The 23,887-nt window shown below is 40.7% G+C and carries 16 protein-coding genes; 5 read left to right on the top strand and 11 right to left on the bottom strand.

Annotated features, from left to right (window positions below; translation table 11 throughout):
- Positions 1-90: 90 nt before the first annotated feature.
- A complete protein-coding gene (locus JMN32_RS13695) occupies positions 91-9,561 on the bottom strand; it encodes an Ig-like domain-containing protein (protein ID WP_202856881.1) in 9,471 nt (3,156 codons plus the stop codon).
- Positions 9,562-9,800: 239 nt separating this feature from the next.
- Here JMN32_RS13695 and JMN32_RS13690 point away from each other — a divergent pair, with 239 nt between their 5' ends.
- The 4 genes from JMN32_RS13690 (at position 9,801) to JMN32_RS27750 (ending at position 12,706) form a co-directional block, all read left to right on the top strand.
- A complete protein-coding gene (locus JMN32_RS13690; protein ID WP_202856880.1) occupies positions 9,801-10,595 on the top strand; it encodes a DUF481 domain-containing protein in 795 nt (264 codons plus the stop codon).
- 119 nt (positions 10,596-10,714) lie between these two features.
- The gene (gene dnaX, locus JMN32_RS13685) at positions 10,715-11,821 is read left to right on the top strand and encodes a DNA polymerase III subunit gamma/tau (RefSeq protein ID WP_202856879.1); all 1,107 of its coding nucleotides are present in this window, start codon (positions 10,715-10,717) and stop codon (positions 11,819-11,821) included.
- Between the two features lie 329 nt (positions 11,822-12,150).
- The gene (locus JMN32_RS13680) at positions 12,151-12,432 is read left to right on the top strand and encodes a hypothetical protein (protein WP_202856878.1); all 282 of its coding nucleotides are present in this window, start codon (positions 12,151-12,153) and stop codon (positions 12,430-12,432) included.
- Between the two features lie 139 nt (positions 12,433-12,571).
- Positions 12,572-12,706 (top strand): DUF6768 family protein, encoded by a 135-nt coding sequence (locus tag JMN32_RS27750; protein ID WP_394369171.1) that lies wholly within the window; start codon positions 12,572-12,574, stop codon positions 12,704-12,706.
- A 55-nt stretch (positions 12,707-12,761) separates the two neighbouring features.
- Here the strand turns inward: JMN32_RS27750 and JMN32_RS13675 are convergent, their stop codons facing one another.
- The 5 genes from JMN32_RS13675 to JMN32_RS13655 form a co-directional block, all read right to left on the bottom strand.
- Complete coding sequence (locus JMN32_RS13675) at positions 12,762-13,694, bottom strand: DUF3078 domain-containing protein (protein ID WP_202856877.1); 933 nt, start codon at positions 13,692-13,694, stop codon at positions 12,762-12,764.
- Between the two features lie 50 nt (positions 13,695-13,744).
- Positions 13,745-14,125, bottom strand: a complete 381-nt coding sequence (locus JMN32_RS13670) for a response regulator (protein WP_009581197.1) — start codon at positions 14,123-14,125, stop codon at positions 13,745-13,747.
- A 248-nt stretch (positions 14,126-14,373) separates the two neighbouring features.
- Complete coding sequence (locus JMN32_RS13665) at positions 14,374-16,380, bottom strand: LysM peptidoglycan-binding domain-containing protein (protein WP_202856876.1); 2,007 nt, start codon at positions 16,378-16,380, stop codon at positions 14,374-14,376.
- A gap of 7 nt (positions 16,381-16,387) precedes the next feature.
- A complete protein-coding gene (locus JMN32_RS13660; RefSeq protein WP_202856875.1) occupies positions 16,388-17,026 on the bottom strand; it encodes an O-methyltransferase in 639 nt (212 codons plus the stop codon).
- A gap of 3 nt (positions 17,027-17,029) precedes the next feature.
- Positions 17,030-18,265 carry a M16 family metallopeptidase gene (locus JMN32_RS13655; protein WP_202856874.1) on the bottom strand — a complete coding sequence of 412 codons (1,236 nt, stop codon included), beginning with the start codon at positions 18,263-18,265 and terminating at the stop codon, positions 17,030-17,032.
- Between the two features lie 198 nt (positions 18,266-18,463).
- On the opposite strand from JMN32_RS13655, the gene JMN32_RS13650 reads away from it, so the two are divergent.
- Entirely contained in the window at positions 18,464-18,712 is a 249-nt protein-coding gene (locus JMN32_RS13650) for a hypothetical protein (RefSeq protein WP_202856873.1), read from the top strand.
- Between the two features lies 1 nt (position 18,713).
- Here JMN32_RS13650 and JMN32_RS13645 read toward each other — a convergent pair whose 3' ends face one another.
- From JMN32_RS13645 to pyrF, 5 genes are all read right to left on the bottom strand, one after another.
- Positions 18,714-19,571, bottom strand: coding sequence for a nucleoside phosphorylase (locus tag JMN32_RS13645; RefSeq protein ID WP_202856872.1), 858 nt, complete (start codon positions 19,569-19,571; stop codon positions 18,714-18,716).
- A gap of 95 nt (positions 19,572-19,666) precedes the next feature.
- Positions 19,667-20,305: an acetyltransferase gene (locus tag JMN32_RS13640; RefSeq protein ID WP_202856871.1), complete on the bottom strand. Its 639-nt coding sequence runs from the start codon at positions 20,303-20,305 to the stop codon at positions 19,667-19,669.
- A gap of 43 nt (positions 20,306-20,348) precedes the next feature.
- The gene (locus tag JMN32_RS13635; protein ID WP_202856870.1) at positions 20,349-21,620 is read right to left on the bottom strand and encodes a hypothetical protein; all 1,272 of its coding nucleotides are present in this window, start codon (positions 21,618-21,620) and stop codon (positions 20,349-20,351) included.
- Positions 21,617-22,894: a DUF2851 family protein gene (locus tag JMN32_RS13630; protein ID WP_202856869.1), complete on the bottom strand. Its 1,278-nt coding sequence runs from the start codon at positions 22,892-22,894 to the stop codon at positions 21,617-21,619. The genes JMN32_RS13635 and JMN32_RS13630 overlap by 4 nt, the downstream gene beginning before the upstream one ends.
- A 4-nt stretch (positions 22,895-22,898) precedes the next feature.
- On the bottom strand, positions 22,899-23,717 hold the full coding sequence (gene pyrF, locus JMN32_RS13625) for an orotidine-5'-phosphate decarboxylase (RefSeq protein ID WP_202856868.1): 819 nt from the start codon (positions 23,715-23,717) through the stop codon (positions 22,899-22,901).
- Between the last annotated feature and the right edge of the window lie 170 nt (positions 23,718-23,887).

Below are 23,887 nucleotides of genomic sequence, written 5' to 3'. Positions count from 1 at the left end.
AATTCTAAAAACATCTAAATCTGTTGAAAAAGAAAACCGTCCCAAAATGACTTTTGAGACGGCCTCTCCAATTCAACCTATATTAAAACACTACTTCTTAATCAACAGATTAGATTCTTTGTAGCGTTCGTCCTCTGAGGTAATGGTTATGGTATAAGTACCTCTGGCAAATCCTCTGGCATCAATCTCAGTTCTCAGCTCACCCAGTGAAGAGTTTGCTTTTCCTTTATAGATCAATGCACCGTAGATGTCATGTACCATCACTTCATATACTCCCTCTTCCTCAACTTCCATAGTTACGGATATCTTATCCTGGAATGGGTTAGGGAAAGTAGTTATCGCTTTCTCATAAGGCTCGTTAGGTACGGTATTCGGCAAGCCGAAGTCGTAGTGTCTCGCCGCTGAGTAGTGAGCGTTGATACAGTGTATACCGTCTACGTCAAAACCATCTGCTGCCGGACCGAAGCCTTTGTAGTTGATATCTGAAGTATCCACTATTTTGATATACTGGATATCCATCAAACCACTTTTTGAAATATCAAACGCTGCATCCTTGCAGGCTGACCCTACAAAGTAGAAATCAACTCCGTTGTCAGACACATAAATATCGGCTGTTTCAGGGTAAACTCCGCACTCATCATCCACATCATTATATGTAGTTTCGAATACAATGAAGTCATCACCTGGCTGGTCAGCCACTATATTATTGAGTTTGATCACTAACTCACCTCCGAAACCAAGAGAAACAAAATTGATCTCACTGTTTTCTTCCGGTGTTCCAAGGGCTAGTTCTGGGTTACTTCTACGTGGCGGTACCATGGTACCTTTCTTTCTCAAACCTTGCGTGAATGAGATCACCTCTCCACCCATACAAGAGTTATCTATATCACAAACCTCACCACTTGATGTTTGAACCGCTTCGTGCTCAACGCCTTCAGCATCCAACCAAGTAACTCTGGCAGTGTTATCACCACTTATGGCCTCTGTATAGAAGTATGTAACTCCATTGGCCACCCATAAGCTACCGCTTTGATTTGTACCCATTACTTCCCAGTTCACCATTATTCCGAATGGATTAGCATTGCTTACTTTCCATCTTCTGAATAGATCAGGGTTGTTAGAGCATGGCGACTCAAGCGTAAGCTCTTCAATACTACAAGGGTTGAAAGCAGACTCTTTGATCGCTTCCTGAGGGTGCTGATTCTCATCCAGCCACTTCAGTTTCAACGTATTTGGTCTGTCGCTTAAAGTATTGCTGGTAAAGATATTCTCACCAGGTTTTACAGTAAGACTGTCACCCTCATTCGAACCTACAATAAACCAGTAGGTATCTACTTCAAAGCTATTAGGGTTGTAAACGCTCCATCTTCTTTCCTGGTCAGGATTATCAGAACATAATGACTCAAGAGTCAGTGGCTCAATACCCACAGCGTTCATCACCATATGAAGTACTTTCTCCGGTTCAGAAGGAACATTCGTCAGTAAAAGAAGGTCTTTTACATACTTTCCCGCTTCGACTTCGGTAGCATCAAAGGTTACGGTTACATCTAAAGATTCACCACCTGAGACCATACCTTGTCCCGGATCAACAGTTAACCACTGGATACCTTCATAGATAATTTCAACATCATCAATCTGCGCATACCAGTCATAATCACCGGTATTAGGGTCATAATAATGCCATCTCAGCATCATGGTAGATGCTCCTGTAAGGTACTCATCCAAAGGTACACTTACGAACTCACCAGGAACATTGAATAAACTTCCGTGATCCTCGTTCCAGCTAAGAACAGTGGTCCATGAACTACCACCGTCAGTACTGATATCCAGATTAAGGAAATCCTGGTTGAGGTAGTTTTGGTAGTTCACATAATATTGAACAGCCACACCTTCTTTACCTTCAATATTCAACTCAGGCGTGATCAACTCGGTATCAAATTCTGCAGTACCTGCCGCATCGCTATTGGCAATCGCAGATTTTCCAGTGCCTCCGGTATAGTTATTATCTGAAGACTCCCAAACTACTCCAGTACCTTCGTTATCAACTAACGTCCATCCTTCAGGAGGGAAAGTAGTACCTTCAAAGCCCTCAAACAGTAACCGCTCGCCTTCCATGAAGGTTACAGGTCTTGCAGGATCGTATGCTCTCGACTTTTCAAGATCCTCCTGCATTTTTTTCCTTCTTTCAGGACCAAAGTCATCTTCTCTTCTGAACTCACCAGGTATTGGAGCATCTCCATAACCTACAAATCCGAATCTAAGATTAGCCTCACCAGCATTAGCGATAGTAACTGTATGTGCTTTCATTGTATTCAGCACCACATCACTAATGATAGTATCAGGAGAAACTTCCAGTACAGGAGGGTTGATCACCTCTAGCGTTACTGGCACTTCAACCTCAGGCTGGTCAGGATCATTATTATATACAATGATCTGATCTTTGTAAATACCCTTCTCAAGGTTTGTAGCATCGAAAGTAACTTCGATCTCTACGGTTTCACCAGATGCAATATTTCCAAACTCAGGGTTAGCTGACAAGAATGGAATCGGAGCATTTCCGTCCCAAATATTCAAGTCATCCAGATCTAATGTAGGACCTGCAGTCTCCATTAAAGAAAGTACAACTACCTCCTCAATATCACCTGCAAAACCCTGACCTGTATAAACAGCTTCCTGATCTATAAATACTGTAAACTCGCTGGTTGCTCTGTCTACTTCAAGCTTCAGGTTGAAGTATGAAGTACTTACAGCATCAATAACAGTTTCGTATACACCACCACCGGCGCCATCATCTACAAGTGCCTCCATAGATCCGTCAGGACTTATCTGCAACCTTGTAATAACAAGTTCTGCAGTGGTAGACTGTGGTATGATCTGCCAGGTTACACCTGTTCCACTAACATTAACATCAGTAGTAAACGAAGATACAGGCTCAGTGCCAATACCTACACCTGGAGTAATAGCGAGTGACTGACCAAGTCCGTCAGCAAGGCCTCTGAAGTGCTTCTCACCGCTATCTGCATTTTCTGCTTCAACCGTCCAGTTGCCATATTGAGCTAACCAGTTGTTTTGGCCATTGATATCACCCAAATCGAAGCTTTCGAAATCGGTACCATAAGCCAAAGTACTTGCATCTTGCTCTACATTAGAAAGAGAGATAGCTTTTATACCCTGATACAGTTCTCCATCGTAACGAGAAGTTCTCAGGTTAGGCGCTATTCTTTCGGCACCCTCTTTACTTACAGATACAACCTTACTGTTTTTCAGATATCCTCCCAATTCGTACCTCAGCACGCTTTCTCCATTATTAGTAATGTTCAAAGTTTGGGTATCAGAGAAACCTGTAACCAGTACCTGCTCTAAAGAAGTAGGGCTAACCTCAATATTGGCAGCTCTCAGCACTTTCATCATAGCAAATACAGATGCAACAGGCATATTGGCTGCATTACTGTTCACCAAAATACCAGCGAAGTATTCACCCGCATCAACTTTGGCTGCACTGAATGTAACATCGATCTTCAGCTCCTCTCCCACTGGCACAGTACCACTTGCAGGAGAAACTGTCAACCATGTAGTAGCGTCTGCCAATACCTGGATATCATCAATTTGTGCATAGAAATCCCAGTCACCTGAGTTAGGATCATAGTATCTCCATCTCAACTTCATTTCAGAAGCTCCTGCCACATAAGCATCCAGTTCAGCAACTACGAATTCACCCGGAGCGCCAAAGCCTGTACCATGTGATTCGTTCCAGCTAAGTACCGTAGTCCAGGTAGCACCATTATCCGTGGTCACTTCCAGGTCAAGGAAATCTGAACCGATAAAGTTTCTGTAGTTGGCATTGTACTGCACTACTATTCCGGTTCTGCCAGCGATATCAATAGCAGGAGTTATCAACTCAGTGTCAAACTCTACTCCCTGATTAGCATCACTGTTCACAGAAGCTGCCTCTCCTGAACCAGCCCAGTTTTCTAACTCCTGATCTGCAAGCGTGCTCCACACTAAACCAGACCCTTCATTATCAGCTATAGTCCAGCTTGCTGGAGGGAATGTACCTCCGTCGAAGTTTTCTGCAAAGATGGTTTCACCTTCTACCAGTTGAACTACACTTGCAGAACGTGTTTGAGTAGCTTCATATGCCAAACTTTTCTCGAATTTAGCTCTTGAAGCAGCTGGTATTCTGGCTTCCGCCATACGCATTCTCTGATCTTCAAGGTCAGCACCAAACACACCTATATCAAAATTCAGGTCTTTACCTCCTGTGTTTTTGATCATGAATGAGGTAGCCTCCTCTTCCTGGTAGTTCACCACCTGCTCAAGTACCTGAGGGGTAACCTCCACTGAAGATTGTCCTGTAACAGTAAATGTTGCAGGGATTACGATATCAGGATTAGACGCTCCGCCAATAAATACCTGGATATCTCTGAAGTAAGTACCGAAGTCAATTTGAGAACCATCAAATTCAACATCAAGCGTAACACTCGACCCGGCAGGGATCAATCCTGCATAATCTGACAGACTCAGGAATGGAGGCACTAATGCACCTTCATAAACTGACAGGTTATCCATATCAAAAGTAGGTCCGGCAGTTTCCATTTGAGAAACTATGGCTACAAATTCAAGATCCGTAGAGAAGGCTTTCCCTTCAAATACCTCTACATTATCTATATAGAACTTGAAGTTTCCAGATACTTTATCTACTTCAAATGCGATATTAAAATAATCATCAGGCGCACTGTAAGTCAAAGTATCCAATGTAGCACCTCCGGCACCATCATCAGAAACCATTATTACATTACCCTGAGGATCAAATACCACACGAGCGTTGATAGCCGTAGAAGACTCCGTAGAGATCCACCATGATGCTCCGGCTTCCAGATCTATATCCATAGACGCTGTAGCTACAGTCTCTCCACCCATCTCTAATTGAGGAGTAAAAGCAGCTGACTGACCAAGGCCATCAGACAAACCTCTGAAATGCTGACTTCCTGTAGCAGGGTTAGTCGCTTCAATTCTCCAGTTTCCGTATTGACCTGTCCACCCCTGCTGTCCGTTAATATTTCCGGAAGCAAAGTTTTCAAAACCAGTTCTATAAATATCATCTCCATTTGCCAATTGGCTTGCACCCTTAGCTACTGCTGCAGTGACATCCAAAACAGTTCCATTGAAGGCATTGCTTCTAGGAGCCGTATTTGCATAACTTGCACTGAAGGTAGGCTCTGGCTCAGGAGTTCCATTTACGATATCGATGATATAATCGGCATCGCGAGAACCTTTGTTAGATAAAGTAAGCTGATGTGTTTCAGAAAGCCCCTTGATCACAGTTACATCAAAAGATCCAGGGTTAGCAGAAACAGCTGGCCCAAGTACAGTCAAAGAAACCGGCACCTGAACTAAACTATTAACGGGATCATTAGATGTGATATCCAGATTAGCTTCATATAAACCTGCCTCAAGTCCTTCGGCACTTATAGCAACCTTAACGTCTACAGACTCACCGGATGCAAGAGTACCTTCCTTAATATCAGTTGACACAAAGCTTGCTCCTGACAGCCACATGATGGCATTATGATATAGTGTAGGCAGATCTCCTGTCCAGCCAGGAACACCGTCACCACTACTAGGTAGTAAATTCAATGCTACTACGTTATCATTAGCTGCTACAAAAGGGTTCCCATCAGACCAATCGGCGATCAAAGTAGCTCCTGAAGCTACACCTGGGTTCTGGAACAGGTATGTATTGCCAATAGCGGATACATTCTCCATGACAGGGTGGCCCGGCTCATGAACTGTACCCAACGTAACATCGTTAGTAAAGTCAGTACTACTTACTGTAAATGGCCCATAGTTTTCGGTTATAAATCGACCATCAAGTGCCCACGCATCGTAATCATAAACAAAGCAGTTAGCGATTACCTTTCCACCCTGATCGACATAATCTGCAAGCAGATCACCAATCAGCCCGGGACTTACGTTACCACCTGCTTGCCACTGCGTATTATTAGTGGTTATGATAACATCATAACCTTCAACATCAGCCAGTGTAATTCCCGGAAGTGAAGCTTTGGGGTATCTTGCTACATCAATATCAGGAAAAGCACTTAAAGCTGACTCTAAATCAGAAACGTCATCATCTGGTGTCAGAATAAGCACCTGCACATTTTCCGCAGATAAATGTACATTGGACAATACCTGCATTCCGGCAAAGGTTCCGGCAGAACTTTGCTTCACGGCACCCATCGACATGGCTCTGCTGGCCCTGGCGGGCAGCTCCATGCTAACTGATGCCAGAGAGGCTCCTTCCGCAGCACTTACTTCTATTGCATAATTGAGTGCTGCCACTCCATTATTAGTTATTGTTAATACTCTTGAAGTTGTATCTCCTCTTTCCAGCTCAGCCTCCAGTGAAGAAGGGGTTACAGCTATAATTGGAGCTTCAACACCTGTACCACTTACGGGTACCTGCAATTCAGGAGCATCAGAATCATTGCTTGATATTACCAGGTTACCAGTGATCTCTCCTAAAGAAGATGGTGAGAACTGTACAGTAATCTGATATTTCTCAAATGGAGCAAGCGTAAAAGCTGTATCCCCTGCAATAACAGTAAAATCTGGCGAAGTGAAGTTGATATCATTTACCTGAAGTATCTCAGTACCTCCATTGGTGATATCCAGCACTTGGCTATCTGTACCTCCCACAAAAGTATCAAGGAATCCCAACGCCTCAGGATTAACAGCAACAATTGGTTTACCTGTACCTTCAACATTCAAAGTGGCAGGCACTACGATTGCTGCGTTGGCCGGATCATTGGTGCTTATCTGTATTTCATTCTGATAAGTACCTCCAAACAAACCTGTAGCATCAAAAGTAACCTGAATATCCTGAGACTGACCTGCAGCTACTGTGCCACTGGTAATATCAGCACTTAGGAATGGATAGGTATCGATTTCACCGTCATAGATCTGAATATCATCCATGTAAAACTCACTACCTACAGCTTCCATGGGAGATAGCAATACAATTTGCTCGATATCTCCTGTAAAAGCTTTACCTACAAATACCAACTCATTGTTGAAGTAGATATTCATATCAAACGTTTCTCTATCCACAACCATTTTCAGATCAAAGTAACCTGAAGGAATAGCGTGAGGAATAGAAACGTAATCACCGGCATCACCATCAAGAACAGAAATACCACCATCGGCGTCAAAGCTCAATCGGGTCACTACCAACTCGGCAGTAGGAGACTGAGGTATGTATTGCCAGGTAACACCTTCACCTTCGATCTTAATTTTTGCTGAAGTCGAAGAGTAAGCCTCTGAACCAATTCCAACATTAGGACCAAAGGCCAGAGAATTAGAACCAGCTGCTGTAGATGTTCCCAATACATGTTTAGCACCTGCAAATGGCATGGACGTACTAATGTCATAATCCTGTGAGCTACTAGTAGACCACCCATCCTGATTGTCCAGTGTACCTGTATTGAAAGACTCGAAACCAGTGCTGTATTGTGCTCCTGCTAATACCTGAACACCACTTTGCGTATAAGCCTTCTTGGTAGATAGCGTTTTAGCATGTGGCTTAATAGTTTTAGGCTGGCTGGAAGCAACGGTCGGGGTAAATACCGTTCCTCCGAATGAAACATCAAATTCAAGAGGACCTTGTCCATCATTGGTAATGGTCAATGTTTGAGTTTCGGTTTCACCGGTAACCAAGTCTGCGGTTAACGAAGACGGGGAAACTGAAGCCACAGGCACATCATCTGTAGTAGCTGTTACTACATTACTGATACCAGACACATTGCCAAAGAAATCTTCTGATTTGATGGCAAAGTAATATTCAGTTGCTGAACTCAGCCCTGTAACGGTATAATTTTCCAGTGTACCTGCCAATGATGCTTTGGGTTGATCAGATACTGGGGTAGCTGCATCAAAATTAGCCGCAGTAATGGGCGAAGTTGAATACCTCACATCATAAGATGATGCCGATCCGTTACCCGCATCGGTTGGAGCTGTCCATTGTAATGTAACACTAGAAAGGTCAACCCCAGCTACAGAGAGATCATTAACATCTGCCGGTGCCACTCCATCATCTTGCTGAAGAGCTGCAAAAGCATTAATTCTTCCTGACCCCAAGAACTCAAGCCCTGGCAGGGGATCTGCGGTTTGCTCTATTCTGGCCCATACCTGATCAGGGGTAATGTTACCAATACTCTGGGAAACAATTAGCGCTGCAAGTCCTGATACGTGAGGACAAGCCATAGAAGTACCTGAAATCGAAGAGTACTGGTTGTTAGGGAATGTACTTAGTACATTAACCGCAGGTGCCGCCACATCAACCCAGTCTCCTCTGTTTGAAGAAACATATTGATCATCGTTGTGGTCTGTACCACCAACAGCAAGTACCGGATCATAAAATCCTGGGTAATACTCTCCAAAAGAACCGTCATTACCAGCGGCAAATATAACTAGGCCACCTTGCATAGGACCAACAGGGTTACCCAATTCGTCGTAACCTGCCTCTGCTATAAAATAGTCTATAGCGTCTAGCACGGCTTGCTCAAAATTTCCAGCAGTGGTATAACCCCAACTGTTCTGAGAAATAACCGCACCATTGTCAGCGCCATAAACATAGGTTTCTGCAAAACCTCCTGTACTTGTAGCCCCAAAAGCGGCACAAGACATTAGTCGTACACCATTACCTGAGCCATCTCCTCCGGCTACGCCGGATACTCCAATACCATTGTTGGTAACCGCAGATACTGTACCCCCAACGTGAGTACCATGTAAATCTGCGGGGATCTCACCCGTGTTATCCCCAAAACCATATCCATAGATGTCATCGACGTACCCGTTATTGTCATCATCTATGTTATTATTAGGGATTTCATTTGTATTGACCCACATGTTAGCGGCAAGATCTTCGTGATCCACGTCGATACCACCATCTGTAACTGCAACAATTACCTGGCTATTGCCTGTTTCAGTATTCCAGGCCTGTAATAAACTAATATCAGCCCCGGGGGTTCCCCCTGTCTGACCTGTATTATTATAGTGCCATTGATCTACGAACCGAGGATCGTCAGGCGCTGTATTCAAAGGCATCATTATTTTAGCCTCTGACAACATCCGCTCACGACCGCCTATATGTTTTTCATATATAGGCTCAGATTCGATGACTTCAGCCAACTCTCCAAACATTGATACAGCTTGGTTGACATCGGTGTTTTCATCGATCTCCACTTCATACCAAAGATGAAGTCCGTGTTTGCGATGTTTCGCTTCAAACTTCCCTCCATGTCTGAAAACGCGTTTCATGTTGGTGGCCTTGCTATTTGTCATGGCTCTATCCAACGACACATTTCCTGTACGCAAATACCCTTGGGAAGTCCTGGACATTTGCGCCTTTTGTAAGTAAGATGCTGTTGTCTCTGCAACTTTTATTCGTAATACACCCTGATGTACCGCCTGTTTATTTTGGGCAGTAACCTCATGCATTAACAAAAAAATCGCAATGAGACAAAAGCATGGGATTCTCATAAAAAGATAAATCTTTTTCATGCTTTAATTTGGTTTTTGGTTAATTAATCGGATTTAAACGGGTAGTCGAAATTCGGAAATACCGCTACTAATAACAAATTTTATTCTGTTAATTATTACGAGATGTAATATAATTCTTTCAAAAAGAATTATGACAAAATATTACATGTTACAACATATATGTTATTTAACGACTACTTCATTTCATCAACTGTTTCATTTTCTTTCCTTATATTGGCTTGTCTACTTAACTTCGCGTCATGACAAAATACGTTCTTATACTAGCACTGATTCTCACCGGTTTAAATGTAAACGGGCAAATCCTAAAAGTAGATAAAGGGAGTATCGACTCCGACTCCTCGAAATATTTCATAGGAAACGTCAACTTCAATTTCAACCTGAATAATAGAAGCGCCACTGCTGAAAAGAATATTACCTTCACGGGATTAGAGGCCAATGCAGACTTAGTATATATAGCTGATAAACATGCATATATACTTATCAATAAGATTAATTACTTCAAATCGACTGGCGGACCAATGATTAGCACGGGTTACGCCCATTTCAGAATAAATTTTCTTCGTAAAAGGACTGTATCCTACGAGTTATTTTCACAAGTACAATATGACGATGGTCGCATGATGCCCTTGAGATTTCTTCAAGGCGGAGGATTTAAATTCAGAATAAGTTCTACCGAAAAATCTGAAGTTTTTTTTGGTGTTGGAGCCATGTATGAAGAAGAACATTGGAAGTCAGTAACAGAAGACGGAACCATCATTGAAAAGGAGTTATGGAAGACCAGCGACTATATAAACGGAAAATTCGACTTCAATGACCATGTAAGTTTTGACGTGATTTTGTACTATCAGGGGGGCTATGACCGTGAAGGGGAAATATTTAGAAACAGATTAAGTGGCGATGCAGTCCTTAGCATGCAGCTTACGGATAAATTATCCTTCTTAACGAGCTTTTCAGCTCAGTATGAGGACAAACCGATCATCCCCATAAATAATTTTGTTTACTCCCTAACCAATGGACTTAAATGGTCATTTTAAAAAATAGAAGCATATATTTATCTTTATATAAATGTGTTTTTAACTGGTTTTTAAGTTCATCCGAATTTTTTGGACGAAATAACTTCTCATATCCAGTCACTTTTTTTTAACTTCGAGCGATGGAAAAGTTTGTGGTATCAGCGCGTAAGTATAGGCCAACGGGTTTTGATGAGGTAGTAGGTCAGGGACATATCACTACTACACTAAAAAATGCTATAGATAATAACCAACTGGCACAGGCACTGCTCTTTTGTGGGCCTCGTGGTGTTGGAAAAACTACCTGCGCCCGTATTTTAGCCAGAATGATCAACCAGTTTGATGAAAAGAGTGAAGGAAACTCCCTCAACATCTTTGAGCTGGATGCCGCATCAAATAACTCCGTAGATGATATCAGGAATCTGATCGACCAGGTAAGATACCCTCCTCAATATGGCAAGTACAAAGTATATATCATAGATGAGGTTCACATGCTTTCCAATGCAGCTTTCAACGCGTTTCTTAAAACTCTTGAAGAGCCGCCACCCTATGCCATTTTTATCCTCGCTACCACTGAAAAGCATAAAGTAATACCTACTATACTATCACGTTGTCAGATTTTTGATTTTAACAGGATTCAGGTTTCTGATATTGCTATACACTTAAAAGGTATTGCTGACAGAGAAAATATTAAAGCTGAAGAAGAGGCTTTGCACCTTATTGCTCAAAAAGCTGATGGGGCTCTTCGAGACGCCTTATCTATCTTTGACCTTATTGTTACCTTCTCATCAGACAGACATGTAACTTATCAATCCACAATCAACAACCTTCATATTCTGGATTATGAGTACTATTTCAAGGTGGTGGATCACTTATTAGCAGAGGACTTATCTCAGACACTACTGATCTTTGATGAAATTCTGAAGCAGGGCTTTGATGGTCACAATTTCATTGTAGGACTTAGCGAGCACTTACGCAACTTGATGGTTTGCAAAGACAATGCTACGGTACAACTAATGGAAGTTCCGAACAACACCAAGGAAAAGTATATTGAACAGGCCAATAAAGCTTCCATGTCATTTTTGCTAACTGCCTTAAACATATCCAATCAGTGTGATTTAAGCTATAAAGGAAGCAAAAATCAGCGCCTCCATGTTGAGCTGGCTTTAATGAAGCTGACTTATGTAAATGCTGCTGTTAGTCTTGCCAATCAAACTTCTGATAATGGTATAAAAAAAAAAGTGATGTAGCCAAAGAAACCGTATCTTCCGCAGAACAAGACCAACCCAAAACTTCGACTTCGGATACCTCTAGTGGTAAAACTACTACACCGGCTCCTACGCAAAAAGTAACACCTTCAGCTTCAAAGCGATTAAGCTCTTCTAAGCTAAAAAGCACTATAAAGGTACCTACCGACCTCAATGCACTTGCTAACAAAAAGGATGAAGACACTTCTCAAAAAGATGAGACTGAGGAGCAGGAGTACTTTGGAAACACTCCATTCACCTTTGAACAGCTAAAAAAACACTGGCGGGACTTTGCTGATCAAAAGCTAGCCGAAGGAAAAAATTTCGAACACATGGTGCTCCAACAGGAAACTTACCTCAAAGATGGTACCACCATTGTAATCAAATTCACCAACCCGGTTAACATTGATATACTGGACAAATTCAGAGCTGACTTGATTACTTACCTAAAAACTAAACTACAAAATGGTAAAATTAGTCTTGAAATAGAGATGATTGAGGAAGAGTCGAAAAGAAAAATGTACACAAATAGCGACAAGTTCAACTACCTGGCTGAGAAAAATCCGATTGTAAAGCAGCTGAGGGAACGCCTTGGACTGGATCCCGACTTTTAATCCTATTCCCATAATAATAAAGAGCCGACGGTGTCTGCACCTCGGCTTCTAACCTTTCATAGCCAAACACTGCCCCCTACCTGATAACAGCTCCCAAACTACTATCCAATTTTATTTTTCCCTCTATCTTCGGAAATACATGACTCTTTATGAAGTAGAGGTCTTTTGGCAGATTATCAACATACTTGGAATCAAAATATGGTATTGGATGCAAATGAACAGCAATTGTATATTACGAGAAATGAAAAGATGGAACTACAGGTTGCTGTCTTGAATAACTCAAAGTGAACTGGTTCAATTAAAAAGGCCCTTTGTTCGGGCCCTTGATCTTATTCTTTTTTATCAGTATAGTTTTTAAACTTGTAAACCACTCCCAGGTTAAGTGCCTGACTTATCTGCACCTCGTCTACCTGATCATAATCGTAAATCAGAATTCCTCCGAGGGCTACATCAATAAATTTGTTAACCTTAGCTGTTATTGAAACATCCAATCTATGGTCTACCTTTCTAAACTCAAGCTCCTCATAGTTGGCAAATAGCATGTATTTCCATTTCAGGTTTAGATTATTGGCTATATCCTTATTAAAGTCAGCCACCATTTGAAAAGCCAGCCATTCAAATCTGGTCTTATCTCCTACAGGTACTCCGTACCGTGCAGGCTCCCCATCTACTTCTCCATTGACGGCAACACCTTCATCAGAAACTACAGTCATTCTAGGTGAAAAGGGACCAAATCGTATATTAAAATAGCTTACCGGATGGTACTCCACACCCCAGGAAGATGTGACGAACGCTGGAGACATAAAATTCGAGATAAGCTTATCATATATCTCTCCTGTACCAGGATCCTCGACATCGTATTCATATCCTTTGTCAAATTGTGATAGAAACGACAATGAAGTATAGAAGTCCCATTTATCAGAAAGTTTTCTACCATATTTAGTATCCAGAAAAATCCTATCCACCGACTTTCGACTGCTTTGGCCTTCATTTTTGATGATTCCGTAGGCCAGGTCTATCTCATTGTCCCAAGAATGTATACCTTTTCGGTAATTGGCTTTATAGTTCAGGAAGGTATTTAAGCCAATAGAGTTAACACCTCCTCCTTGCCAATTATCTGAAAAGGATGCCTGATTAAAGCTGAGACCGGTTCTCAGGTCTTTTTTCCAATAAGTAGTATCTGTTTGGCTATGTCCGGTTAGGGAAACTAAAAAAAACATTAAACCAGCACACGCATGCACCGGCAAAAATATGTGTTTCATTTACTCAATCTTAAGAGGTTAAAATCAGATTAAGATTAAAACGAAGATGTTTACAGATTGTTTATTTTAACCTCCTCAAGGGCTGTCTCTGTAAGTGGTTTAGTGATGAATTTAATAACGTGATTATTATTAACGATCTTATCAATATCCCTCTTATTGTCAGAACTGGAAAGGATAATCACCTTACATTTATCTTTTATTAAGTCGTTGAATTTCTCAAACTCATACAAAAAGACAAATCCATCTACTATCGGCATGTTGATATCCAAAAATATCAGATTTGGGAGGTTCTCAACGTTGTCTTGATTTTCTCTCAAATAATCCAGAGCACTCTTGCCCGAATTTTTCACCTCAACCCTATTAGCAAATTTTGTGATTTCGATAATTCTTTTACTGATGAAGTTATCAGTATCATTATCGTCTACAAGCATTACTAAATCGATCGCTTTAGAGTCAGTCAACTTTCTAAAATTTAGTTTAATAATCTACTATTTCTAAAAGTACAAATTTGAATGAAAATTCCAGACCAAAACATAAAAATATTGTTCTTTTCAGTCTGATTTTGCAAACATAACAATTAAATACTTTTTTTCTTATGATAAAAGCCAGAGGATTAAAACCTCTTTATAATATTGCTTATATCTATCCAATAAATTGCTTAATTTAAGCAAATCTGGCCTTAGTTGCTTTGCTTTTTCTTAATTTTTATTCTCTCACCCAAACTAATAGAAAAGTCCTCCTTATCATTCCAGGTCATCAACTCTTCTATGGTAACATTGTAAGAGCGGGCTATTTTGTAAATGGTATCTCCCTGATTAACGGTATGATAGCTATAGGACTCCTCAGATACTTTTTCCTCATTCTTTTCTTTAACTTTCTGCTCAGCCTCAAGATTCTCCATATTCGGAGATTCCATAATCAACAGTTTTTGATTTATACTGAGCTTATCGTTAATTTTCAACTTATTCCACTCCAAAAGGTCAGTAACCGTCACATTATATAGTTTTGAAATTGAATAAAGGGTTTGTCCAGGCTGTACAATGTGCACCTTATGTATATTTTGCACATGATATTCCTCTTTCTCTTCATCCTCCTCAACATATTCGTCACCTGAGTTTCCTTCTGTTTCCTCATTCACATATTCTTCCTCTTCTCCTGTCACCCCCAGCACTGACACTTCTGCTTCCTGACCGGACACCGATAATACCGTACCTGGCTTATTATCAATACCTTTAGAAAAAACTGAGTCTTTCTGAGCGGGAACATGAACTTTATCTTCTTTGATTTCAGGTTTCGCCACTGCCATTTCCTTCTCGACCTTTTCTTTCTCTGTTAACTTCTCTGCATAGATATTCTCTGAATTTTCCGGGACTTCCTTTACCGGTGGCTTAACCACCTTCTTATATTCAATATCAACTCGGGCTGGTCTGATATACCGTAGCCATAGCACTCTGCCAGCCTGCAATTCTTTTTCCTCACTGATCCTGTTTTTAACCATCAGTTTCTTCAACCTTAGCCCAAATTTTTGCGAAATTGACCATAAAGTTTCCCCTGGCTGAGCCACATAGTAATGCGCCTGAGCTTTGGCTTTTTTCTTTTTATAATAATAAACCTGTCCATCAATTATCGGGTCAGTGATCTGAATATCGTTATACTTTAAAAATTTACTCAAGTCCACATCACCTTTCCTGGCCAAGTCAATGATTTTATCTCCCTCAGCTCCAATGATACCAGGAAGGTCATTTATCTCTACAACATGTCCCTTTCTTGCCTCCTTAAAATCCTCGATTTCAGGAAAATTATCTCTGACAGGAAAATGATATTCAATCTGTCGCCTATTTTCCATTTTAGGCTCGCTTTCCAAAACCGCCAGTTGAATATTATCTAATTTGGACACAGGAAGCACAACGGTATAGGCTTTGTCATCAGGGATTTTACCTCTTTTTAACCATTTGTTGTAATCCTGAAGCTGCTCCAAACTCACACCAGTTTCATCTGATATCTCTTTTAAAGTTTTGTCCTTACCATCGTGATACTCCACCAGTCTTGTTTCTCCCGGCCCCGAAACAGCCCCTTCAAAAGCCACTTTGTGTGCCAGATATTTTTTCACATACCAGTATGTCTTTTTATTTATGACCATGGATTTAGCACCACTACTGCCTTTACCAAGAGCTCTCATCGCTCCTCCAGCCCCCATCTGATAAGCCTGCAGCGCATGAAGCCAGTTATCAAAAAACTCATTGTTCCTCTTCATGTATTTTGCTGCCCCTCGGGACGCTGCCTCGATGTTCATACGCTCATCTACATGCTTATCAACTCTCAAGCCCACTTCCATAGCTGTAAAATCTTTAAACTGCCAAAACCCTACAGCATTAGAAACAGATACCGCATCGGGTATCAGAGCACTCTCCTGCAATACCAGGTATTTAAAATCATCATGAAGTCCTTCTTCTCTAAATACGCGCTCAATGATGGGGAAATACGTTTTAGCCCGCTCCACTTTTATATTGAAGTACTTAGGGCTTTTTGTCAGGGCATTAACATCTTTTTGTATCTCATTTCGAGCATCTTCCATTATCCGAAGCTTGATTCCGGCAAATTCCATTCTTGAAGGCACACGTGGTGATTGAGCAAAAACCCAGACAGGAATTAAAAGAATCAGAGTAAGCGGTATTCGTAATGACATTATTATTTTAAATTTTTCTCATGACCATCAATCCATCTCTAACAGGGAAAAGAACGTTTTCCACACGTTCTTCATTATGCATCTTGCTATTAAAATCAAGCAAGGCCTGGGTATCTTTATCTATTTTTCCTTCTTGCACCACCTTGCCGCTCCAGAGCACATTATCTGCAATTATAAAACCTCCGGCATTTACTTTATCAATTACCAAATCAAAATAATTGGAATAGTTGATTTTATCTGCGTCTATGAATACCAGGTCAAAGGTAACATCCAGGGCAGGAATGATATCCAGTGCATTACCTATCCTGTAATCAACTTTACTTTCCAGGCCAGCCTCTTTGAAATAGCCTCTCACCATATCTTCAAGCTCTTCATTAATATCTATGGTATACAGCTTACCTCCTGCTTTCAACCCCTCCACCATGCAAATAGCCGAATAACCGGTATAGGTCCCGATCTCTAAAATATTTCCCGGCTTGATCATATGGCTAAAAGTTGACAGGATACGCCCTTGTAAGTGACCTGACAACATCCTGGGGTTCATTATTTTAGCATTGGTCTCCCTGTTCAGTTTTTTAAGGAGTTCTGTTTCAGGGATAGTGTGTTCTTCAACGTAACGTTGCAGCTCTTCGCTTAAAAAATCCATATTTTATTCAGGTAAAAAAATTAACTGGCTCATTTGAGCCTCGTCAAACATTTCATTAGCCAGGTCTTGTAACTCTTTTGCTGTTGTATTTTTAATCTTATTGAAGATCTCGTCAAGAGATTCTATCTTATTTCTATCCAATATACTCTTTCCCATCATAAGCATCAAGCTTATATTATTTTCTTCTGCCATAGCCAGCTGCCCCATGAGCTGCTCTTTAGCCGTATGAAGCTGCTTCACCCCCAAAGGTTTCTCCTTCAGTTTTTGGAGTTCTTTTTTTACCAAACGAACACTTCTATTGAGTTGTTTAGGTTCTGTTCCAAAGAAAATACCGAACAGACCGGTATCCGTATAGGCCTGATAACTGGCATCTATAGAGTAAACAAAACCATGTTTCTCCCTAAGTGCAAGGTTCAGACGGGAGTTCATACCAGGACCTCCTAAAATATTGACCAGCATAAAAAAAGGTAGTCTTTTGGAAGAGTTGTCGGAATATGCATCTCCACGACCTATGGCAAATTGGGCCTGTGTAAGACTACGATTCACTTTTTTAATGGCAGGCTTGTAAGTATTAAAAGGTTGACGCTCTCTATCTGCTGCAAATGCCGGAACATCCTTCAGGTATTTCTCTGTAAGTTTTACTACTTTCTTAAAAGGCAGGTTGGCTACTGAACAGAACACCAGTCTTTCTGTGCTGATATTAGCTTTGATAAACTCAGTAAAATCATCGCGATGGAATGATCTGACACTATCCGCTGTACCCAGGATATTCATACCCAGAGGATGCCCTTGGAATACGAGGCTATCGAAATCATCCTGGATGGCATCTTCAGGGCTATCATAATACATAGCCATCTCTTCAAGGATCACATTACGTTCCTTTTCGATCTGTTTTTCGGGGAAAATTGAGTCAAAAGTGATATCTGTAAGCAGTTCTACAGCCTTTTCAAAATAATTATCAAGTAAGGAAGCGTAGAATGCTATTTTTTCTTTAGTGGTATAGGCATTAATTTCTCCTCCTACGGAGTCAATACGGTTCAGGATATGAAAGGCTTTTCTTTTGCGCGTACCCTTGAAGGCCATGTGCTCCCAAAAATGGGCTATCCCTTGATTTTCCTCTGTTTCATCCCGGCTACCTATGTCTAGCACAAAGCCGCAATGTGCAATTTTGGTATTGCTAACCTGTTTATGTAAAACCCGGATCCCATTAGGTAGGGTATGCATCTCGTAATCAACCATTATGTATGTCCTTCAAGCCGCAAATTTACAAGAAAAAAAACCGTTTAAGAACATTATTTAGGTTATCCCACCAGCGAACATCAATGATCGTTCACGGGCAACGACTAACAAAATAAAGCTCATTAAACGCCGTATAAAGAACTTTTTAGTGGCATAATGATTGTAATAGTGGTATATGCTACCTAAAACTTTCATGATATGAAAACAGTAGAAACAACCTTCAGGCTCAACTATACTAAAGAGCAGTACAATAAAGCTCGTGAATATGTAGAGGACATGAAGAGACATCCCAAACGCGTTTACTGGATCGGAAAAGAAGGTAAAGACGATGAGGAATTGATCATTTCACACATTGCCCATAAAATCCTCTCTGGGTTTTATAACAACTACGATCCTTCATTTGCAAAACAGCAAATTCTTGACATGAAGAGTATAAAGACATGTTAGATTAAATGCGATCCAACACCTTTTTGATCAGGTCATCTACTATTTCCGTTGAGTTTTTGGCAAACTTGCTTTGAACCCTGTTGGCAATGATCGCATTTACACTCAATACTTCATGCCCCAACATGCGTCCTAGCGAGTAATATCCGGCAGTTTCCATTTCAAAATTTGTTAACCAGAAATCATCATGATGGAAATAATTCAGCGTTTCCATCAGCTTTGGATATTTAAGATCCAGTCTTATCTTTCGCCCTTGTGGAGCATAAAAACCAGGACATGTCACCGTATTTCCAACAACCATATCGCCAGCTATCTGCTCTTTTAATGACTGCGACCCGCGGGCAACATAAGGAGTAAACGGCAAACCAATCTGCTGTTGCAACATCTCCCCGATCTCTTTTTCCTTACCCTCTTGCTGAAAATCATAAAAGCACATAAGCGTATCCAGACCAACGGCATAGTCTGACACCAGATGAGAGCCTAGAGGTATATCTTCCTGCAATGCACCAGAAGTACCTACCCTGATTATTTTCAGTTTCCTTTTACGGCTCTTTTCCTCCCTTTTCCTCAGATCAATATTAGCCAAGGCGTCAAGCTCTGTAAAAAATATCTCAATGTTATCAGTACCCATACCAGTACTTATCACGGTAATCTTCTTACCGTTGTATGTGCCTCGATGTGTAATGAACTCTCTTCTGTTCATTTCAAACTCAACATCATCAAAGTACTTACTAACCATATATACTCTGCTGGGGTCACCAACAGTAATAATGGTATCCGTGATATGTTTTGGTTTTAAATTAAGGTGATAAACACTTTTATCCTTATTCAGGATTAGTTCGGATTCCGGAAATTTTCCCATTCATACAAGCGTTAAAGCCTCAAAAGATAGCCATTTAGCTGTGATAAAGAAATTTTTTATTATTAAATAAACGTTATCGGCGATGTACTGCTTCATCAAGCCTCTACTGGCATAGCAGGATTACCAAATACAGTCTCTCCGGCCTCAACATCTTTTATCACAACTGACCCTGCTCCTATTCTCGCACCTTTGCCGATTTTAACACCTCCCACTATGGTTACACCTGACCCGATAAAAACCTCATCTTCTACTACTGCACCAGAATTAACCACACTCCCTGCTCCCACCTGCACAAAATCCCCTATCTCTGCACTGTAGTCTATCACAGCATTAGTGTGCAGTATACAATGGTTTGAAACTTTGGCATTATTTGCAATCTTAACCCCCATATTAACAAAGTTGCCATGACCAATATGAGCGGTTTCTGCTATCACTGCTGCCCGGTGAACTGCATTTACCGGCATCACCTTTCTACGCTCATTCAGCATTTTAACAATACCTTTCCGGTATTTATTTTCATCGACTGCTACAAACGCTTCACACTTTTTACCAATAAGCTTCAGGTAGCCATCATCATCGGTCTTGCCTAGCACGCTGATTTCATCCATCTCGGTACCATGCAACGACTTATCATCATCAAGAAAACAGTAAATTACAATATCGTTACTTTCAAATATGTCCCTTGCAGCGCGCCCCAGATTGTTCGCACCAAATATGATCACCGGATTCTTCATAGTATTTCTTTAAGATTTGAACAACAAAGTTATGCGCTTAACCTTACTTAACCAATCTATTCAATTTTTCTATTAAAGGATTGTTTAGGGTAACTATCAAAAGCATAACAGGCAAAAAACCTACTTTATACCTTATTAAGGTACCAAAATTCGGAGTTGACAACGCCAGGAATATACTCAGCCCTATGCAATAAATCGCCGCACTGAGTAGCAAAACCCTGTTTTCATCAGTGAGTTTCTTCGGAAGTTTAAAGAAAGCACTTACGGTGAGTAGCAGTATGAAAAAATTCTCTATTCCGGCTATTATTTTTAGCAGATCAAAATATTCACCAGGAAATGGCCTAAAAAAACCGGAAAGTAATGCTTTAGGCGAGTGGATCAAAATGCTGGTCCAGTTAGCTTCTAATGAATAGTAATAAATAACATCATTGGCCTCGGACTTTTCTAAAAATGCCTGGTAATTATCAAAAATCACAGAGGGTAGCCTGTGCAGGTAGAAGTTTGGGTGTAAAGAAGTAGCCGCCGTAAGGCATAACATACAAAGCAATCCAAAAAGTGCTACTTGATAAGTCGGCGAATGCCCTATCACTTCAGACTTACTCTTGATATATAATGTAAGACCATTGGCTACAATAAGAAGTAGCAGTAAGCCTGCATAATAGTATTTGGTGCTCCACAAAATATATATCATTATCAGGTCAATCACCATATAACCACTAAAGCGCTTCTGTCTGAATATGTAGCCAAGAAGTGAATATATCAAAAATGCCATTGCTCCAACTGCCAGGGACTCTTTGATAATGCCTGAGCTCCAAAACACGATTGATGGAAAAAACAGTAAGGATAAGATGATAGCTAATTTTCTTTGATGATAAATCCTGGCAAGCCGGTTGGCCAGAAACCACAGGCCTGCAAAACTAAAAAGTGAAAAACAAATTGAGGATAACCAATAGTTGTTACCAGTAATGAGGTTTACTATGCTCAATATTTTAACAACAAACAGTGCACGTGGCTGACCGGCATACTGCATATATTCCAAAACATCACCACTGGAAAGAAAGAGAAAGCTGACATAGTCTGATGGGCTGGATTTGAATAATGAAGTCAGCTTAATGGCCTCATTGTAATATACCCATGTATCTCCTCCTTCGTAATAGCTCATATAGAGCCACCCTACCAATATACCTGCTACCAGTTTTAGTAAAAGAGCCGGAACAAAGAACTTCTTCAACGGAGTGCTTATACTACTTCGAAACAAAAGGCCGGTAAGCAGAAATAATACAGTAATGGCAAATATGTAGTTGAGCCAGGTCACTTTCTACGTATTAAAGAAGCTCCTACATTACAGGATAAACATTTTCTTTTGGTACAGTACTCGTTGTAAAGCTGAATCAATGCCTGTGAATCAAATGCTGTGGATACTGCGATGTCAATTGCAGACCAGTGATTGATAATCTTATTTTTCTCTGCTTTTATTTCCTGCAACAAGGTAATGGCTTTATCAACAAATGACTGATCATCAACATATTTTCCATAGGAAACAAGCAATGGAACTATGGTATTGATGGCAATATTTTCAACACTACTATTACCCAAGGTAGGCACTTTTTTGGAAGAGTAAGTACCAAATTGATAGTGATGCTGCCAATACTCCGACACCTGCACTTTTAATTGCTTTTTGAGCTCCTGGATAGAATTTATCTCAAGTAAATTCTGAAAAAGTGAAGGCATTTGACTCAAAACACTGGAAAACTGCGCTAGTCTTACCATAGGAAAATTGGCGGGCCGTAGCCTTAGCAACCTCCACTCTATAGCCGAGAGCCGGCTGGTAAGGCTATACTTATGTTTAAGAAAGTCATATTCTTTTAAGAGGGCCTGCTGGTACGCATCGTCGGATTCGGCAACTAATAGCCCCGCCTGACCGAAAATAAGTGCTTCTACCTGGAGCTGATTGTCCGCGTGTTTTTTAATTATTTTATAAGGCAAGGACTGAGCTAAAGCCTGAAAAGGCTCACTATTGACCTTGAAACCAAAGTTTCTGGCTAAAAGTTGATAGGCTGTTTCTTCCCAGTCATTTCCATTACTTTGATAAAGATTTTTGATTACCTCTGCCTTTACTGACAAGCGCTCCATTAAAACTTTATCCAACATTGAGAGCCAGCTGATATTAGAAACTTGTTTCAGTTGTTTTTCGCACCTGATCTCCGAAGGGTGGTTAATAAGCTTTTTATAGTCAAAAATCACTTTTTCATCTACAAGTCCCTGAAGCTCAACAACCGGAAGTGCAGATCCATCAGCCCGTTTTACTTCCTGATTATTTTGCCACACAACGTGCAGCACTACGTTGTTATAAGCCTGATCAGTATGGTGTCTATGGTAGGTCCAGTCCGCAGAGTTAATATGCAACTCTACATTGCCCCTCCACTCTATGTTATCTATCTTAATAATGGCCTCTTTAAAATCCGGACCGGCATCAGTATTAAACATGCCTGGGTAGATTACATTAACTGTTGAGCCATCAACCGTTGCCAGGGCAGCTTTATTGAAATACTGATATTGCCAAATGAAATGTAAAAAAGCTTCCTGCATGCTTCTACATATACTTATCTAAATATATGCTCATATCTTCCCGGATCTTTAAAGCCTCACGATTAGCCGCCTCAGCAAAGTCTTCTCCATTTGAGCTATAAATTATTCCTCTGGAAGAGTTTACCAACAGGCCACATTCCTTATTCAAACCGTACTTTGAAACATCCTCCAGACTTCCTCCTTGTGCTCCTACACCTGGCACCAGAAAAAAGTTATCAGGAGCCAGTTCTCTAATCCTCTCTATCTTATCCGCTCTTGTTGCTCCCACAACAAACATTAACTGATCAGAACTTGCCCACTTCTGACTCTTCAGTATTACCTTTTCATAAAAGGCCTGCCCTGTCTCTCTATCCGTCAACAACTGAAAGTCGTTGCTCCCTGTATTTGATGTATGGGCCAAAAGTATCACCCACTTACCATCAAACTCCAGAAATGGTGTTACGGAATCCTCCCCCATATAGGGGGCTACAGTAATAGAGTCAAAGTTCATCGTTTCAAAAAAGGCTTTGGCATACAGCTTTGATGTATTACCTATATCTCCACGCTTGGCATCTGCAATGGTAAATATATCATTAGGAATGTACTCCAATGTTTTAGCAAGACTTTCCCACCCTTTGGGTCCTAGCGCCTCATAAAAAGCTATATTGGGCTTATAAGCCACTGCATACTCTTTCGTGGCATCTATAATCTGCCTGTTAAACTCAAAAACCGGATCTTCAAGCCCTAGTAGATGGGCTGGTATTTTTGATAAGTCAGTATCCAAACCTACACAGAGATAGGAATGTTTCTTTTGTATTTGCTGAAATAGCTGGACTTTGTTCATGAAACAAAAATATGAATATGTTAAGGAACATGCTTTATTTAAAGGCATTTAATGTTATGCTCCCAACACTATACTCTGCTTTTATGCCGTCAATTCAAAATGTCAATCCGTCAACTGAAAGGATGCATCCATAAATATATCAAAGTGTAACACTTACAGACCTCATACAT

Source organism: Fulvivirga marina, assembly GCF_016775155.1.
Taxonomy (GTDB): domain Bacteria; phylum Bacteroidota; class Bacteroidia; order Cytophagales; family Cyclobacteriaceae; genus Fulvivirga; species Fulvivirga marina.
This window is presented reverse-complemented; position numbering and strand designations above follow the sequence as displayed.